Origin of the sequence: Burkholderia aenigmatica (genome assembly GCF_902499175.1) — a bacterium.
Lineage (GTDB): Bacteria > Pseudomonadota > Gammaproteobacteria > Burkholderiales > Burkholderiaceae > Burkholderia > Burkholderia aenigmatica.
In genome coordinates, this window is record NZ_CABVQC010000016.1 from 63,014 (window position 1) to 79,998 (window position 16,985).

At 67.8% G+C, this 16,985-nt stretch carries 12 protein-coding genes; all 12 read right to left on the minus strand.

What is annotated here, in order from left to right; all coding sequences use genetic code 11:
* Positions 1-160: 160 nt before the first annotated feature.
* Entirely contained in the window at positions 161-535 is a 375-nt protein-coding gene (locus tag BDO18943_RS42640; RefSeq protein ID WP_321533534.1) for a fimbrial protein, read from the minus strand.
* Complete coding sequence (locus BDO18943_RS42645) at positions 442-1,230, minus strand: hypothetical protein (protein ID WP_235996023.1); 789 nt, start codon at positions 1,228-1,230, stop codon at positions 442-444. Before BDO18943_RS42645 ends, BDO18943_RS42640 begins: the two co-directional genes overlap by 94 nt.
* A 396-nt stretch (positions 1,231-1,626) precedes the next feature.
* A complete protein-coding gene (locus BDO18943_RS13955) occupies positions 1,627-5,052 on the minus strand; it encodes a two-partner secretion domain-containing protein (protein WP_175022752.1) in 3,426 nt (1,141 codons plus the stop codon).
* 178 nt (positions 5,053-5,230) lie between these two features.
* A complete protein-coding gene (locus BDO18943_RS13960) occupies positions 5,231-6,793 on the minus strand; it encodes a ShlB/FhaC/HecB family hemolysin secretion/activation protein (protein WP_175022753.1) in 1,563 nt (520 codons plus the stop codon).
* A 439-nt stretch (positions 6,794-7,232) separates the two neighbouring features.
* The gene (locus BDO18943_RS13965; RefSeq protein WP_175022754.1) at positions 7,233-8,270 is read right to left on the minus strand and encodes an acyltransferase family protein; all 1,038 of its coding nucleotides are present in this window, start codon (positions 8,268-8,270) and stop codon (positions 7,233-7,235) included.
* Positions 8,267-9,361, minus strand: a complete 1,095-nt coding sequence (locus BDO18943_RS13970) for a hypothetical protein (protein WP_235996025.1) — start codon at positions 9,359-9,361, stop codon at positions 8,267-8,269. The genes BDO18943_RS13965 and BDO18943_RS13970 overlap by 4 nt, the downstream gene beginning before the upstream one ends.
* Positions 9,351-10,643, minus strand: a complete 1,293-nt coding sequence (locus BDO18943_RS13975; protein ID WP_175022755.1) for a lipopolysaccharide biosynthesis protein — start codon at positions 10,641-10,643, stop codon at positions 9,351-9,353. The genes BDO18943_RS13970 and BDO18943_RS13975 overlap by 11 nt, the downstream gene beginning before the upstream one ends.
* On the minus strand, positions 10,637-11,809 hold the full coding sequence (locus BDO18943_RS13980) for a polysaccharide pyruvyl transferase family protein (protein ID WP_175022756.1): 1,173 nt from the start codon (positions 11,807-11,809) through the stop codon (positions 10,637-10,639). Before BDO18943_RS13980 ends, BDO18943_RS13975 begins: the two co-directional genes overlap by 7 nt.
* Complete coding sequence (locus tag BDO18943_RS13985; RefSeq protein ID WP_175022757.1) at positions 11,806-13,044, minus strand: glycosyltransferase family 4 protein; 1,239 nt, start codon at positions 13,042-13,044, stop codon at positions 11,806-11,808. The genes BDO18943_RS13980 and BDO18943_RS13985 overlap by 4 nt, the downstream gene beginning before the upstream one ends.
* Complete coding sequence (locus BDO18943_RS13990) at positions 13,041-15,338, minus strand: polysaccharide biosynthesis tyrosine autokinase (protein WP_175022758.1); 2,298 nt, start codon at positions 15,336-15,338, stop codon at positions 13,041-13,043. Before BDO18943_RS13990 ends, BDO18943_RS13985 begins: the two co-directional genes overlap by 4 nt.
* Complete coding sequence (locus BDO18943_RS13995) at positions 15,335-15,832, minus strand: low molecular weight protein-tyrosine-phosphatase (RefSeq protein WP_175022759.1); 498 nt, start codon at positions 15,830-15,832, stop codon at positions 15,335-15,337. Before BDO18943_RS13995 ends, BDO18943_RS13990 begins: the two co-directional genes overlap by 4 nt.
* Complete coding sequence (locus BDO18943_RS14000) at positions 15,829-16,980, minus strand: polysaccharide biosynthesis/export family protein (protein ID WP_175022760.1); 1,152 nt, start codon at positions 16,978-16,980, stop codon at positions 15,829-15,831. Before BDO18943_RS14000 ends, BDO18943_RS13995 begins: the two co-directional genes overlap by 4 nt.
* Between the last annotated feature and the right edge of the window lie 5 nt (positions 16,981-16,985).

Consider the following 16,985-nt stretch of genomic DNA (forward strand, 5'->3'; position numbering starts at 1 on the left):
GACGGCCCTCGGGCTGGCCCGCTTCGATCACTGCCTGAACCGGGCTCGAGTGTGACGCGGTGGACACCCTGGTCTCCGGCTCATCCGTTGCGCTTGACGTTTCGGGTCACTCGGTAATCAAGAAAGTTGTCACCTGCGCGATGCGCAGATGACAGCGATTTCACTGATAACTCATCGTGAAGTTTGCGATCGCGTTCGCCGTTCCCGACGTAATGCGCGGGCTGGTTTGCACATAGCGGGCCCGGAGCGGGATGGTCATGCCCGCGGCGCCTTGCGCGACGCTTCCGCCCAGCCATTGATTGGTGTTGCCGATGGCGGCAGATTCGGGACCGTATCCAAGTACTTCGTCATCCTTCAAGATCTGAAGGCCCACTCCGCCGGCGGTCGAGTCCTTCGAGAGCGACAGCGTCTTCGACGTATTCCCGGGATTCGTTGCGTCGGTCAGCGTGACATACACCTTGGCAGACGTTCCCGTATCGCCACCCGAGCAGGATACGTCGATCCCGAACGATCGGGACGGCGCTGTCGAGCCGATGCCGGTGAAAACGGTCGAAGCATCGTCTCACCCATCGGTACCTGGATGCGTGGGGTCCTGACCGTGCAGCTCGGAACCTTGGGGGTGACGAGGACGGGTTTGGCGAAGCGATATTCCACCAGCACCTGACCCGAGCCGTTGTTTGCCCGGTAGTGCGCATAGGCACCACTCAATACGCCGCTTTCCGTCACGTTTCCGGTTTTGATCAGCTGGATCGTGGGTGCATAGTATATGTTCCAAGGCTTGACCAGATCGTTCGTCCCCTGTTCGACGAACGGTGCCACTTGCCCGGTGGGCGATACGACTCGCAATCCGACGTTCGGCACGGAAGTTGGATAAACCTTGCTGGCATCAGGTACCCCAACGCCGGTGATGTACGTATAGGTGCTGGTGGAGCAGGTCGATTTGGGACCCCACGGGTCAGACGCATTGGTGAAGGTCAGCCCTGATCCCTCTGCTTGATAGATGATCCCGCCGATCGGGATGTCGCCGGGGCTGAAAGGCGGGGGGGTGAACCCGCGAACGGTGACCATGAAGTAATCCCGTCCGTCTTTCGTGTTGGCTGTGCATGCGGCAAGCGCATGAATTGGTAGCAGTACTGATAGAAATATCGCATATTTAATTTTTTTACTGCCTTGTATCGGCGAAATTGGAAGCACCGGATTTTTCCCGGGGCTGTCGGTCGAGACAAGCACTGGATCTGGAGCCGGTGCTTATTGGACACTAGCGTGGTCTGCTCGAGCAGGTCGACAATTGTCCATTGGCGCAGAGAAGATTGAAATGGGATAAGTACTAAATCCGTTTGCCGGAAAGCGAAGCAGATGCGGGGCGGATGCATGACGTAACAGGCAGGCCGTTGCCACCGTTACCGGATTGTCCGGATCGGTGTTCCCCGTGAACCGAATTCGCGTGTCATCTTGCTGTCCGCACTGAAAATCCAAAAGACCGGCTCGCCCGGTATTCCCGGTCGGCCGGTCTATGGGCCGGCAGCCCGGAGGCTGCCGGTTACGCGTGCTCATCCTGCTTGCGACGCGTCATGGCGTTCGGGCATCGGTTCGAGCCCATGACACCCAACGCCATGCGGGTGGCGCTCAGGGCGCCACGTATCCGTAGTTGAGACCGACCAGCGGACCGTGGAACTGGTTGTAGCCCGCCTTGACGTCGATATGGCTGCTGGTCGACGAGCCCTCGATGAAGCCGAAGTTGCCGCCTGCGAGACCGCCGAGTCGTGCATACCGGCCGCCGGAAACCGTGCCGCTCGACGACGCCGCCGTGACGACGCCACCGTTGCTGCCGACGAGGCCGCCGACGTAGCTGAAGTCTCCACCCTTCGCCGAGCCGGTCGCGTGCGACTGGTCGATCTGGCCGATGAGGCTGCCGACGAGCCCGCCGAGATAGCTTTGTGTGCCAGCCTCGACATCGCCGGATGCATGCGACAGCGCGATACGGCCGGATTCGTTGACGCCGATCAGGCCGCCCGCAGTCGACATGTCGCCGGCTTTGACGGCACCCTCGGCGCGGGATTCGAGCACGGTGCCTGCGTTTCGACCGATCAGGCCGCCGGCGGTACTGGCCAGCCCGGCCATGACGTTGCCGACTGCCTTCGTCGTCCGGACCATGCCCCGGTTGACCCCGACGAGCCCGCCGGCCGCGCTCGAGGCGCCGGCGGTCACGCTGCCGGACGCGCTGGACGATTCGACGCGGCCGGTATTGACGCCGGCGAAGCCGCCTGCCGAGCTTGCGTTGCCTGCGATCGCGTCGCCGGATGCATCGGATGTCGCGATGGCGCCCGTATTGATCCCGGCAAAACCGCCGACCGTGCTTGCGTGCTCGCCGGTTGCGTTGCCCGCGGCCAGCGACGTCTCGACGAAGCCGTCGTTCGTGCCCGCGAAGCCGCCGATCGTCGATTTGCCCGCGGCCTTGACGTTGCCGTGAGCGCTCGATGCATGGATTCGGCCCGCCGCGTCGTTGCGGCCGACGAAGCCGCCCGCCGTGCTGTCCGTACCGGCGATGACGCTGCCGTTGGCCGTCGATGCGTCGATGTCGCCTTCGTTGTAGCCGGCGAAGCCACCCGCGGCCCAGGTCGAGTTGCCGGTCGTCACGTTGCCGTTTGCCTGCGAGTCCTTGATGCGGCCGAGGCTCGAGCCGGCGAAACCGCCGACCCTGCCAGAGGCCGTCGCGACGACGTCGCCGTTCGCGGCAGACGTTTCAATCTCGCCCGAATTCACGCCGACGAAGCCGCCTGCGATGCCGCGATCGCCGACCGTGACCTTGCCGTCGGCGCGCGACGCCAGGATGGTGCCGGCGTTGGCGCCGACCAGGCCGCCGGCGACGGCGTTCTGGCGAGCGGTAACGATTGCGGACGATGCGGAATTCCTGACGACGCCGCCACGTTCGTTAACCCCGATCAAGCCGCCGACCATCGACTTGTCGCCCGTGCCGACGACGCTGCCCGCGCTTGACGACGTTTCGATGAGGCCGGTGTTCGTGCCGACGAGGCCGCCCGTCGCCCCGTCGAGCGCGGCGGTCACGCGCACGTCGGTGTGGCTGTCGCGGATCGTCGCCACCGGCAATGCCTGCAGCGAACGGTTTTCGCCGGCCAGACCGCCGATCGACAGGGCATCGCGATCGCCGTCGATGCGTCCCGATACCTGCGCATGGTCGATCATGCCGTAGTTCGCGCCGACGAGCCCGCCGACGATCGTGCGCCCCTGCGTCGTGACGACGACGTTACTGGCCTTCACGTTCGAGATCACGCCGGTGTTCATGCCGGCCAGCGTGCCGACGAATGTCGGCGAGCCGTACGGCAGGCCGTTCGCGGTCGTCGCGATGTTCAGCAGGTTGAGGTTCGCGATGCGGCCCGCGTTCTGTTCGGACAGGCCGACGGCGGTCTGGCCCGGGTTCGAGATGATCAGGCGACTGATCGTGTTGCCGAGGCCGTCGAACGTGCCGGAGAACGCGCCGCCGCCGGCAAGGCTGCGGAAGCGCACGTTCGCGCCGTCGATCGCGTTGCCCATCACGTAGCGGCCCCTGAGGTTCGCGTCAACGTTGCGCAGATCGGCGATGGTGTGCAGTACCTTGTAGTCGTCGCCGTTCGAACGGAACGACGCGTTTTCGCCGGACAAAGTCACGGCGGCGCCGTTCGCGAGTGTATGGCCGTTCTTCGAGTTGAGTTCGAGGTGTGCGTTGCGGCCGGTGAGTTTCACCGCCTGGTCGACGCGGATCGCGTCCGCCGCGTTGACCACGACGCTGGCGTTCTCGCCGGCCGCGATCAGCGCCTGCTGCAACTCGACCTTGCCCTTCTGCGACGTCAGCGCGAGCGCACGATCGGACGTCCACGACACCGGGCCGCCGATGGTGAGGTTGCCGCGCGTGTTCGTCAGCGCGACGTTGGTCGTGCCGAGGGTGCGCGACAGGGTGCCGGCATCGAGCGAACGATCGCCGCCGGCGCTGCCGTTCACGCCCGCGTTGCCCGCCTCGATCGTCCACGTGCCGGCTGCGTCGCCGGTGCGCGTGTCGACCTGTACGCCGGCTGCCACGTCGACACGCTCGCCGCGCGTGACGATCTCGCCGGTCGGCGCACCGGCTTGCGCCGCGCTGGTGTCGAGCTTGCCAGCGACCTTGACCGTACCGCCGTCGAGCGTGATCTTGCCGCCGCGGTTCGCGAGCCCTTTCGCTTCGATCGTGCCCGTGTTGTTGACGACCGCGCCCAGCAGATCGCCGGCCGCGCGGGCTGTCATCAGCACTTCGCCGCCGTCGGCCTTCAGCAGGCCGCCATTGCTGGCCTGAGCGTCGACCGCGCCCGCTTCGACCTGCAGGTTGAGCAGGCCGTTGCCGTCGAAGTTCACGTTGAATGCGTTGCCGGCGCCGAGCGCGACGCGGCCCATCTTCGCCTGGATCACGCCGTTGTTCGACACGCGCGCGCCGAGCAGCGCGACGCTGCCGCCGTCAGCGGCCGTGATGCGGCCGTCGTTGACGATCGATTGCGTCGAATTGCCCGCGAAACGATAGCGGCCGGCGAGGAAATCCTCGTTGGTGACGTTCTGCGTCGACGCGACGAGCCCACCGACGCTGATCTGTGCGCCGGAGCCGAACAGCACGCCGTTCGGGTTTACGAGAAATACCTTGCCGTTCGCGTCGAGCTGGCCGTTGATCCGGCTGCCGTTGCTGCCGATGACGCGGTTGAGTGCGATCGACTGGCTGCCGGGCTGATGAAAGGACACGCGCTCGCCGCCGGCGATGCTGAAGTCGTTCCAGTTGGTGATGAGCTTGTCGGAGTGCTGGTTGACAGTCATGGACTTGCTGTCGGCGTCGCGAAGGATGTCGGCCTTGCCCGATACGAGCGTTTCCCCGGTAGGCAGCGCGAACGCGGGCATGGCGGCCAGGCCAAGCAGCGAGATGGCCGCTGCGGCGAGGCGTTTGCCGCTTCCCGGCTTGCCGTGCCGGCGCGCGGTTTCCCCGACGGCGCTCCAGCAACCTTGAGTCTGATTCCAGACCAATGCATAGGTCTTGTTCATGGGTCGTTACCCTCTGGTTGAGTACAAGGTGATCGCTTCATTTTGATATGTATACCTAATGAAGCGGATAAGCCGGAAGCGCTCGGACTCGATCGCTTCCGGCGAGGCGGGCGGCCAGGTCGCCCGCGGTACGCGCGGCCAGGACCCTGATCGGGCCGGGCCGCTCGTCCTGCACCGCTCAGAAATACCGGGCGGCTTGCAACCAGACGCTCGGCGAGCGCGTAGCCGATGCGACCGGGTCGGCATGTCCGATGGGCAGCGCGGCGGTCGCGCTGACCTGATGGCGGTCGCCGAACCAGCTCGCGCTGATACCGAACGCGGACAACTGCAGGGCATTGCGATCTCGCGACCACGATTGCTTGTTGAGTTGCACGCGGCCTGTATCGGCGAACGCGTTGATCTGCACGCGAGACGCGGCGAGATAGCGCAGCTCGGCACTGGCCTGCCAGCCCTGGTCGCCGCTGCCTGCGCCGAGTGCGTAAGCGCGCACGCTGTATGGCCCGCCGAGGCTGAATTTTTCCGATGCGTCGAGATTGCGCGACGAAAGTTGCGCGCTGAACTGCGTATAGAGCTGCCAACGCGCACCGAGCGCCTGCAGGCGCAACGCGCTGACGTTCAGCTTGGCGAAGCGGCCCTGGGCGTGGGTGAAATCGTTCATGCCGAGCGGATCGTTGCCGTGCAGGCGGCCGATGCCGATGGATGCCGAGAAGCCGCTGCGGCCACCGCCGCCGAAGTAGTCCTGGCTGTTGCCGGTCAGGCCGAGCGTCCAGACGCCGACGGTCTTGTCGCTGACGACATCGAAGGCGCCGTAGATATCGCGCAGATGCTTGTTCTCGTACGCGAGTTGTGCGTCGAGCGTGTTCCGGCGGTTGCGCAGCAGCGGTTGCGTGACGAAGACGGAGCGGACGTCGGCGCCGCCGCGATAGTCGAGATCCTTCATGCTGCCGCCGAGCCGGAAGCTCATGTCCGAGTAGGCGATGCCGACGCGCGTCGACGCGGGGCCGACTGGCAGCTGATAGGCGGCGCGGTAGTAGTGCTGGTTCGTGTTGCTCGTCAGTCCGCGCAGCGAAAATCGATCGCCGAGCCGCAGCGGGGCGTTGACGTCAAGGCTACCGGTCGCGCGATAGCGGCCGGTGAGCGGATCGCCGAAGTTGTCGAATTCGACGGACCCGTTGGCGAGCCGGCCGGGTTCGGCGTCGATGACGAGATCCGTCGTGCCGGACTCGTTGCCTGGACGCAGCATGCCTTTTGCGTCGACGCCGGGCGTTTCGTTCAGCAGCATGAGGCTGCGTTCGAGACGCCCGCCGTGCACGATGTCGCCCGGATGAAGCCCGGCGAGCGGTTGGAGCAAGGCCCGGTCTAGCACGCGGGAGCGGTTGCGCAGTTCGATTTGTTCGTAGCGTCCTTCGACGACGGTAATGCGGACGACACCGTGCTCGATGTCCTGCGGCGGCAGATAGGCGCGAGCGAGGACAAAGCCGTGCTCGCGATAGCAGGCGGTGATCCGCTCGGCGGCTCGCCGGAATTCGGCGAAGGTGAGATCGCGGCCGACGAGGTCGGCGAGCGACGCATCGAGGCGCTGTGTGGAGATGGCCGCGTTGCCCTCGATCGCGAATGCACGGATTGTCACGCGCGAGCCGGCGTCGTCGTTCGCGCCGGGTTCGGTCTCAGTTGGTGAGATGACGAGATTCGGGCGTGCGGCGTCGGGTAGCGACGGACGGACCGCTTCGATGTCGCGCATCGATTGTCCGGCGTTCGGTACCTGAGAATGGGCGAAGCCGGGGAGCAGCAGGGCGGCCGTGATCCACAGGAATCGGCGAGGCATGGCCGGCAACGCATGGATGCCGGTGTGCGTAGCGCGGCGAGACGGCGGTGCCGCGTGAGTTGCCGACAGTGCTCCTGAACGCATGCCGACGATTACTGGCGCCTGCATGCAACGAATGATATGAATACTCCACCCCGGACAGAAAATTTTGACCGGTCTGATGCGTGGTTGCCGGTTCGTTTGTACTGCCGGGGATGTTACGAAAGGGATTCAGGCGTGGATATGGAACAAGTACGAGCGCGGGGGGGGAAACAGCTTGTCTTGCATGATTTTGGTCCCGATACGTACATGACGTACTTCGCGCGTGCACGCATGCGCTCACTTCACGAACCGGTGTGGCGTCGCTCGATGACGTTCAGGATGGCATCGGTCGACTCCGGCGCAGCTTGCCGCGCCGATTCAACAGCGACAGCAGTGGTTTTTCGAGCCACACGTGACAGGCGTAGCCTGATGCGCAGACAGCCGTGACGATGACGATCGTCGCGGCAATGCCGAGCGATGTGTCGAGACCGGCGCGCACGCCCGCGATTCGGGTCGCGACGCCGATGACGTACGGATGAAGCAGATAGATCGAATAGCTGGCCGCGCCGAGCGCCGCGACAAGCGCGTTGGTGACCGATCGGCCGTTCAGGTCGAGTGCGACGAGTGCAACGATCAGCACACAGGCCGGTATGCCCCACCCCGCGACGCGGACGAACCCGGCCGGTATGCCGTAGAGGGGCTCGAGCAGGGCGATCGCCGCCGTGCTTGCGGCTACGAGCCCGATCCACGTGCGCGGCGTGACGCGGCCGGCGATGCCCGCCGCGAGCGCGCGATGGGCGAGTACGCCGAGACCGAACTCGAGCACGATCGGCTGCCCGAGATGATTGGCTACGGTGCCGGGTGCGCCATGAACGGCGACGTACGTGCAGAACAGTGCGAGCAGCAGCGCCGCGAACGCGGTCGCATGGCGGCCGCGCACCAGCAAGAGCGCGAGCGCGACGACGACGTAGAACAGCATTTCGTATTCGAGCGTCCAGCCGTTCAGGTTCAGCGGCCCCCACTGACCATTCTCCTTCACGTACGGAACGAACAGCAGCGATTGCGCGAGATAGTCGACGCGAGCGGTCGTCGAATTGAGCCACTGCGGCCGCCATGTCGCGATCGCGTACACGCCGAGCGTCGTCAGCCAGTACAGCGGCACGATCCGGATCAGCCGCTTGCGGAGGAACGCGCGGCCTTCGCGCGGTGCGACCTGCGACATGATGAAACCGCTGATCACGAAGAACACGTCGACACCGGCCTGCCCGAACGGCAACACGTTCATGTGATAGGCGACGACCGCGAGCGCCGCGCAGGCGCGCGCGCACTGGATATTCGGAAAGAAGGCGCTTGGCCGATCGAGCATGTTCATGGACGGAAACGGGAAAGTGATGACGGGCGCGGTAAGCCGGAGAGGGGCGCCGACGTGCCGCATGGGGGCGCGCGGCGCGGCGCGCGAGCGTCGAACTGCATCGCGCAGAACAGCGCGACGCTCGACAGGTGACGCGTATAGCTGCCGAGATCGGGCTCGAACAGCATCGACACGGCGACGTGGCCGATGACGAGACAGGCGAGCAGGTCGGTGGCGGGAAGCGCGTCGCCGCGCGCGCGGCGCCATACGGCGGCGAGTGCGATCCACACGAACGCCTGCATCGCGAGTTCCTTCACGCCGGGCATGAAGAGCACCGGGAGGTTCAGGCGCAGCACGCCGTATGCGTAGTTCGCGCAGAAGGCGATGAACGAATCCGGCGGAAACGGATTGCGGAAGCTCGTGCGCGCACCGAACGGCGAACCGTGAGCGAGATAGTCGGCGGCCATATCGCGCGGATGTTGCAGCAGGTAATACGCGTCGTTCGGCAACAGGAACAGCGCGACCGGCACGGCAAGTGCCAGCAGCGTCCTGCCGCGCCACGATGCGCGCCGAAACAGCAGCGCGGCGACCGCCAGTGCGACGATCAGCGCGAAATAGTCGCGCACGAGCATCGCGTAGCCGCCGTACAGCACGATGGCCGCGGCGAGCGTTGTGCCGGTCGAGCGGCGTTGCGCGACAGCGGTCAGCGCGATCGACATCAGCACGACGATCGTGTCCTTGCTCGCGACGAACAGGTTGAAGAACACGCAGGGCGCAAGCAGTACCAGGCATGCCGCCAGTGAACCTGCGCGTTTGCCGTGGCCGAGCGTGCGCCAGATACACAGCGTGCCGACGGCGGCCACGAACAGGTGCGTGCCGGTCGTGCCGAGCGCGGCGTAGAAGCGGGCCACCGCGTCGAACGACGTGCCCTCGTAGGTGCTCGCGCCGCCGATCTGGCTCTGGATTTTTTCCGCGTCGCGAAACACGAATTCCGGCAGGAACGCACCGGATTTCGCATAGACGATCCAGTACGCGAGCACGGCCAGTGCGGCGATGGCGCGCGTCACCCCCTTGCTGAGCCGCGGGCCCGTGTGTAGCAGGTTATCCAGCATGTGACGGCTCCTTCAGCGCGGGCGTGGTGCGTCGATCGCCGGCACGCCGCGCGACGATCAGCGCGAGCACGGTGGCGATCGCGATGCTGGCCGCCAGGTGCGCGAGCGCAGCGCCTTCCGCACCCGATGCGCTGATCAGGTGCAGGGCAACCGGCACGTAAAGCAGAGCGAGCCCGGCAATCGCCGTCAGCACGACGCCGCCGGCCCGCAGCGCGATCGCGGCGCTCCAGAGAACGTCCGCGGCCGCACGCAGCACGAACGACCCGAGCAGCACCGCGAGCAGCGCGACATGACCCGTCTCGACCGGCTCGTGCGCGACGGCGAACAGCGTGCGATGCGCGGCGACGATGCCTGTCGACACGAGCAGCGTCACGGCGGCGCTTGCCGCGATCGCCTGCCACGTGCGGCGCAGGAACGCGTCGGGTGTGTCGGCGAGCGTGCGCACGAGACGCGGGCCGGCGGTGACGGCTACCGTCGCGAATGCGACCGTCTGGACGGCATTCGCGATCGACCACGCGAATACGTATTGGCCGAGCGCGTCCGCGCCGATGCGGCCGCCGGCGATGAAGCGCTCGGCGTACTGCAGCGACGCCAGGATCACGGCCGCCGCGTAGAACGGCAGGCCGCGCCGCCAGACGGTCCACATGCGCCGCGGGTGGGGCGTGGGGGCGGGCAGTCCGAGGCCGCGCACGCGTTGCGCGAACGCGCGGATCTTTCGCCACCCGACGGCGACGACGGCCGCGTTGGTCGCGATCCACAGCGCGAGCACGGCTTCGATCGAGTGCAATACGCCTGCGAGCAGGCCGGCACAGGCAAGGCCGGACCAGACGCCGGTGCGCACGAACAGCAGGACCGAGCCGGCGCGTGGCCGGTGCAGCGAGAACAGCCAGCCGTTGACTTCGAACGCGGCATGCTCGGACAGCGCGACGAGGAGCACGCACCACGCGAGCGGCACCGACAGCGCGAACCGGTCGAGCCGCGCGACGATGGAGTCGTTTGTCGCGACGAGGGCGAACGACGCTGCCATCAGCAGATACAGCGCACCGTAGCCGATGCTCAACGCGCGGGCATCGTCGATCGCGGTCAGCGGATTGGTTTCGCTCAGTCTGCGGTTCAGTTCCGGGCCAAAGCCGAGACCGAGTGCTTTCGATGCAATCACGGATGCGGCGACCGCGAGCCCGTAGGCGGCGACCGCGTCGAAGCCGAGGGTGCGCGCGATGACGACGGTGAGCGCGAACTTCAGGCCGAGCGCGGCGAACCGGAGCAGGAGGCGTGTCAGCATCGGGCGGTCCGGTCGGCGTGAAGGGCGGCGCGCAGTGCGTCGATCACGCGGGCGCGCGCCGCGCGGATCGGCGCGAGGCCGGAGCATGCGGCGGACCAGAACGCCTTCGTCGCGCCGGGGCCGAGGAGCGTCCCGGTCACGCGGGACGGATCGAAGTCGGCGCCGTTGACGACCCAGTCGTCGAGCCCGAGATCCGCATATGCGCCGAACCCCTTGCGTTCGTAGCTGACGTGGAAGGCCGGCACACCGTGCAGGATCGATTCGAGCGCGCCGTGCAGGCGGACCGAGATCGTCGCGTCGGGCCGGTCGTGCTCGAGCAGCGTCTTGAACGGCACGAGGGCGTCCCGGATGCCGAGGCCGTGGTAGTAGGCGAGATCGTCGTTGCCGCGCCCCGTGCTCTGGACCGCGAAGCTGACGCGGCACGATTGGCGAACCTGTTCGACGAGGCGCGCGATCGATGCGTCATACCGGTTCCGTCGCGCCGCGCTCCACGCGGGCGCGCGGCGCAACACGAACGCGACGTGGCGTATCGGGCTGTCGGTGTGCGCGGCGCGCGGCAGGATTGCGTCGTGACGATGTGCGAAATCGAGCACCGCGAGATCGGGCGCGCGCCGTACGTTCGGATACGCGGCGAGGCAGGCCGCAGAGCGGTCGTCGCGCACGAACACGGTGTCGAACGACGCGAGCAGCGCCTGCAGGTGCATGTCGACGGGGCGCATCGACAATACCGGGCCGATGCTTTGCGGCAGGTAGACGGCGGGCTTGCCGGACGCACGGGCGGCGCGCATCTGCAGCAGATGACCGGCTTGCAGCTTGAGCGCCTCGACGGCAGTGCGTGCACGCAGATAGCCGCCGCCGACGCCGACGACCAGATCGACTTCGTCGAGGAGTTCGCCGAGCGGCCGCGACCGACTGCCGGCACCAACGTGCAGCACGGCGCCGGCCGCGGCGGTCAGCCGGCGCCAGCCGCGGTCGGCGAGCACGGGCGCCGCGCGCACGTCGTCGTAGGCGGGGAACGATGCAGGGTCGGCGGCGACGATCGACACGCGGGCCGCGTCGCCGAACGCTTCGCGCAACAGTCCGACGGACAGGTCGACGAGCAGGCCGTCGCCCGAGTTGCGCGTGCTGTATGCGTGCAGCAGTGCGATATGAGGGGATGAGGTCATGCTGGCTTTCCTTGTGCGACGAGTGCGCGATAGAGATCGAGCGTGTGCCGGACCATCGTCGCGGCCGAGAACGGGGCGAGCGCCGCCGCGCAGTTCGTACGCATGCGATCGCGTCGCGCCGCGTCTTCCGCGAGTGCGACGACGGTGTGCGCGAACGACGTCGTGTCGTCCTCGTTCGGCACGACGACGCCGATGCCGTAGGCATCGATCAGCTCGGCCGCACCGGCGACCCGCGACGCGACGATCGGCACGCGGGCGGCCATCGCCTCGAGGCATACGTAAGGAAACCCCTCGTAGCGGCTCGGCAGCACGAACAGGTCGAATGCGGAGAAGTAGCGGCTCGCGCGATCGACGGCGCCCGCGACGTGAAGGTTGGGCGGCAGGTAGTCGGCTTCGCCGCCGGCTGCCGCGTCGAAATCGCCCGGGCCGATTGCGATGAACTGCACGTCGAGGCCGCACCGGCGGTAGACGCCGCGCGCGATCCGCACGAGCCGGTCGATGCCCTTCTGGTGGTCGAAGCGCCCGACGAAGCCGACGACGATTGCGTCATTCCGCAGGCCGAGCGCCCGGCGTGCGTCGAGTCGCGGCAGCGTATCGGGCGGCGCGACGCCGTTGACGACTGTCCTCACGCGGTGAGCGGGAATGCCGAGCCCGTCGCGAAGATGGCGCGCCTCGTCATGCGATACGGCGATGATCCGGTGCGTGCACAGCCGGCCGAGCAGCCGTTCGATCGTGCCGTAGAAACGGCGCTGGGCGACGGTCAGCGACGGGTTGAGCGTGTAGACGGCGTGCGGCGTATAGACCTGTCGCCAAGGCCCGATGCACAGGCGCGCGATCGCGCCGGCTTTCGAACTGTGGCTGTGCACGATATCCGGCCGGATGCGCAGCAGGCAGCGATAGACGCTGGCGACGGCCAGCGCGTCGCGCCAACCTACGGCCCGATGCATCGGCACGCGATGCACGCTCGCACACCGGGACAGCATGCGCTCGTCGATGATCCCGCCGTCGAAGCGCGGGCCGTCGGGCACGATCAGATGCAGCTCGACGCCGCCGGCCGCGCTCAGCCCGTCGATCAGGTCGGCGAGATGGACGGCCACGCCGCCGCCCGCTGCTTCCGCGACGAGCGCGATGCGCAGGGGCTGCGCGCCGGGCGCGCGGGGTTCGGCGGCAAACGCGGTCGGTACGCGATCGGCTTCGCCGCCGGCCGCGCGATCGAGGCGGTGAATGTCGCTCATCGCCCACCTCCGCGCCGGAACAGGGAAACGACGGCTTGCAGCACGCGCCGGCTGGGCCCTGCGGCGCTGTTGCGCGACGGTGCATAGCGGTACTGCGCGTAGCGATACGCGCCGTAGCGCGAACCGTAGCGGCCCGTGCGCGGATCGACGGCGTTGAGCACGACGCCGCCGGCCGCGACGCCGTTATGCGCGAGACGCCGCGCGGCTTCGCCGAGTTCGGCGATGCGCGTCGAGGCCGCGCGGGCGGCGAGCAGTACGGTACCCGCGTGCCGGCCGAGCGTGACTGCGTCGCTGACGGCAAGAATCGGCGCCGCGTCGATCACGACGCGGTCGTAACGCGCCGACAGCGCGTCGAGCAGCGCGGCGACGCGATCGTCGTCGAGCCATTGCGCCGGATGCTCGGGCAGCGTGCCGGTCGCGATGAAATCGAGATTCGGGAGCACGTTGCGGTGGATCGCGTTCGCCGGAGTCACGTCGCCGGACAGCAGTTCGGCGAACCCCGATTCGCGCGGGACGCCCAGCGATTCGTGCAGATAACCCTTGCGGAGATCGCCGTCGACGAGCAGCACGCGCTCGCCGCCAGCGGCCAGCAGCGCCGCGAAATTCGCCGCGACGAACGACTTGCCCGCACCAGGCACGGGCCCCGTCATCAGCAGTACGTTGTTGCGCGCGCCCTGCATCGCGAAGCGCAGCGCGGTGTGCAGGCTGCGCAGGCTTTCGACCGCGGGGTCGTGCGGATCGAGCGCGCTCAACAGGTGCGGCGCGGGCAGGCGTTGTGCGATGCGCCTTGCGACGCGCCGCTGGCCGGCCGAATCGGGAACGGTTGCGTAGACGTCGATGCCGAGATGCCGCTCGATCTCGTCGGCATCGCGCACGCCGCCGAACAGGTAGTCGCGGACGAACGCCAGCGCGACGCCGAGCACGAGGCCGACCAGTGCGGCCGCGGCGATCACGACGGGCCGGTTCGGACGGACGGCATTCTCCGGCACGATCGGCATGTCGACGATCCGCACGCTGCCGGTCTTGCCGGCCCTGACCAGTTCGAGCTGCTGCGCATTGGCGAGCAGCGCCGTATAGAGGTCGGTATCGACCTTCACGTCGAGCATCAGCCGCACGGTTTCCTGCTGCAGGTCGGGCAGGCTGCGCACGCGGTGTTCGAACGCCTGCTGTTCGCGCATGAGCGTGGCGATCTGTGCATCGAGCGCGATCATGTCGGGATGGCCCGATGCGAAGCGCGACGCCATCTCGTCGCGTTTTTGCTGCAATTCGAGCCGGCGTACCGCCGTGTCGGCCGATTGCTGCAGGAGCAGTCTGGCTTCGGCGTCGAGATCGAGCGTGCCGTTTGCGTTGCGCAAGTCGGTATAGCGCTGCTCGGCTTCCTGAAGCTGCTTCTTGAGCACCGGCAACTGCGCGTTCAGGAATGACAGCGACTGCGCGGCATCGGCGGACTTGCGCTCGATATGCTGGCGGATGTAATGGTTCGCGACTGCCTGCAGCTGTGCCTGCACGTGCTGCGGATCGGTCCCGCGCAGCGTCGCGACGATCACGCCGGACTGCTTGATCTTTTCCTGGACGTCGAGGCCGCGACGCAGCGCGTCGATCGTTTCGGCGCGCGATTCGCGCACGAGCGTGAAGCGCGTGCCCGGAAGGGCATCGATGTGCGCGACGTCGATCGCGATCGGGCCGTCGGGCGTGTCGAATGCCTGCGGGCGGCCGATCGTGCCGGTCACGGGCGCGGACAGCGCGGCACCGGCCAGCCGGTAGCGGCCCGCGTCGAGCATCGACAACTCGAAGCGATCGCCTTCGAACGACTTCGGCACGTCGAAACGCGTGAGTTCGGCCGACTCGCGCCCCCACGCGTACCCGCCCACACCGAACACGCCGGGGCGCGCAATGCCCGGCTCGAAGCGCGATGCCAGTTCTCCGACGACGGGGAAGCGCTTCGGCTGCACGACGATGTAGCTGCGCAATTCGTCGACCGCACGCGTGACGACGAGTCGCGACGCGAGAATTTGCGCTTCGGCCGACGCGCTCGACTTGATGTCGAACAACGACGACACGTCGCCGAGCGCGCTCCTGGCGGCGGAGGTGTCGCCGCTGTCCTCGACCTGCACCATGATGTCGGCCTGGTATTGGCGATGCGCCAGGAATGCGTACAACGCGCCGACGCCGACGCAGGCGGCGGTCACGACGGCGATCAATCCGCGCCGGGAAACGAGCACGTCGATCGCGCCGGCGAGATCGAGCTCTGCGTCGCGGTCGCGCGGACGCTCATGAGTAGGTGTGGAGGTCATCGGTTCGATCCGGAAAGCGGAGAGGTGGGGGAAGGCAGCGCCGCGATGCGCGCGGACCACGCGTCGACGCCGCGCTCGATGAGCCGCAGGCTGTGCTCGAACGACGTGCGCGGGCCGAGATATGGGTCGGGTACGTCGAAGCCGGACGGGAGGCCGGCCGCAAGATCGGGCAGCCCGAGTCTGAACACGCGGCCGCGCAGCGCCGGTAGACGCTGCTCGAGCCATCGTTTCTGCGCGAGGTCCATCGTCAGGATCAGATCGGCGGATGCCCCGAGCGCCGGCGGCAGGCGGCGCGCGCGATGCGCGGCGATGTCGAGGCCGTGCGCGCGCATCAGCTGAACGGCGTGCGGATCGGCCGGCTGACCGTCGCGCGCGCCGATGCCGGCCGACTGCACGTCGACGCCCGGCAGCCGCGCACGAAAGAGCGCCTCGGCCATCGGGCTGCGGCAGAGGTTGCCGATGCACACGACGAGCAGGGTGGCGACGGGGCTCATTTGACGGCGAGCGCGGCGGCCGCGCCGGTACTGACGCCCGGCAGCAGCAGGCTGAGCACGCGACCGAAGCGCACGAGACCGTTGCCGTCGACATAGACGACGTCCTTCGGCTGCAGCTCGAACTCGTTGGCGAGCACCATCGACACCGGCGAGCGCGCGTCGAGATGGAACACCTGCGGGCTGTCCGTGCCGGAGCCGCGGATCACGAACATCTGGGCGGCGTCGGCCGTACCGGCGTTGATGCTGCCGGCTTGCGACAGCGCATCGGAGAGCGTGAGGCGACCGTCGCGCAGCGGCACCGCGAGCGCCGGCTTGTTGACTTCGCCCATCACGTACACGCCGTAGTCGCTGCGAGCCGGCACGTGCAGCAGATCGCCGGCGGCGAGCACGACATCGGCCGGGTTGTAGCCGTGACGCATCATCCGGCTCAGGTCGAGCGGATAGGTTTCGCCGTCGCGCACGAGCGTCATGCGGCTCTGGTCGGCCGCCTGGCTCAGGCCCCCCGCGCGACCGAGCGCTTCGTAGAGTGTCATCGGCACGTCGTTGACGGGCTGTGCGCCCGGCGTGCGAACCTCGCCATCGATGTAGACCTGCTGCGAGCGAAACGACGCGACGCGCAGCGTCACCTGTGGATTGCGATAGACGCGTGCCAGCGCGCCGGCAATCCGGGCCTGGGCCGCGTCGGCGGTCAGGCCGGCGACCGGCACGTTGCCCGCGAACGGAAACGACAGGTTGCCGTGCGGATCGACGACGAAACCGGCGACGGGGTCGGCCGCGCGCGGCGGGCCCGGCGGCGCGGCGCCTTGCGCGGCGGCCAGTTCGGGGTGGTCCCAGACGGTGACCTGCAGCACGTCGCCGGCACCGATCCGGTACGGGCCGGCCGGTGCGGCCAGCCGCCCGGACTGGCTGTCCTGCCTGCGCGCGGCCTGCGCGTCGAGCTGGCGAATCAGGCCGGCGTCGATCCGCGTCATCCGGAATGGCGGCGCGCCGTCCGTGGCCGTCTTGCCGGTCGGGTCGGGCGTCGTGCTCATGCGCATGCCGGGCGCCAGTGCGCAGGCCGACAACGCGATGCATAGCGTCACGGTCAGCAGCCCGCGGGCGACGGCCGGATGCGCGGCGCCGCTTCGCGCGTTCAGTGCGGTTTTCATTTGCA

What these genes read in the sequence shown, in the direction of transcription:
- BDO18943_RS13955 (WP_175022752.1), bottom strand. Translation starts at nt 5,052, where the DNA reads ATGAACAAGACCTATGCATTGGTCTGGAATCAGACTCAAGGTTGCTGG.
- BDO18943_RS13960 (WP_175022753.1), bottom strand. Translation starts at nt 6,793, where the DNA reads ATGCGCGACATCGAAGCGGTCCGTCCGTCGCTACCCGACGCCGCACGC.
- BDO18943_RS13965 (WP_175022754.1), bottom strand. Translation starts at nt 8,270, where the DNA reads ATGAACATGCTCGATCGGCCAAGCGCCTTCTTTCCGAATATCCAGTGC.
- BDO18943_RS13970 (WP_235996025.1), bottom strand. Translation starts at nt 9,361, where the DNA reads ATGCTGGATAACCTGCTACACACGGGCCCGCGGCTCAGCAAGGGGGTG.
- BDO18943_RS13975 (WP_175022755.1), bottom strand. Translation starts at nt 10,643, where the DNA reads ATGCTGACACGCCTCCTGCTCCGGTTCGCCGCGCTCGGCCTGAAGTTC.
- BDO18943_RS13980 (WP_175022756.1), bottom strand. Translation starts at nt 11,809, where the DNA reads ATGACCTCATCCCCTCATATCGCACTGCTGCACGCATACAGCACGCGC.
- BDO18943_RS13985 (WP_175022757.1), bottom strand. Translation starts at nt 13,044, where the DNA reads ATGAGCGACATTCACCGCCTCGATCGCGCGGCCGGCGGCGAAGCCGAT.
- BDO18943_RS13990 (WP_175022758.1), bottom strand. Translation starts at nt 15,338, where the DNA reads ATGACCTCCACACCTACTCATGAGCGTCCGCGCGACCGCGACGCAGAG.
- BDO18943_RS13995 (WP_175022759.1), bottom strand. Translation starts at nt 15,832, where the DNA reads ATGAGCCCCGTCGCCACCCTGCTCGTCGTGTGCATCGGCAACCTCTGC.
- BDO18943_RS14000 (WP_175022760.1), bottom strand. Translation starts at nt 16,980, where the DNA reads ATGAAAACCGCACTGAACGCGCGAAGCGGCGCCGCGCATCCGGCCGTC.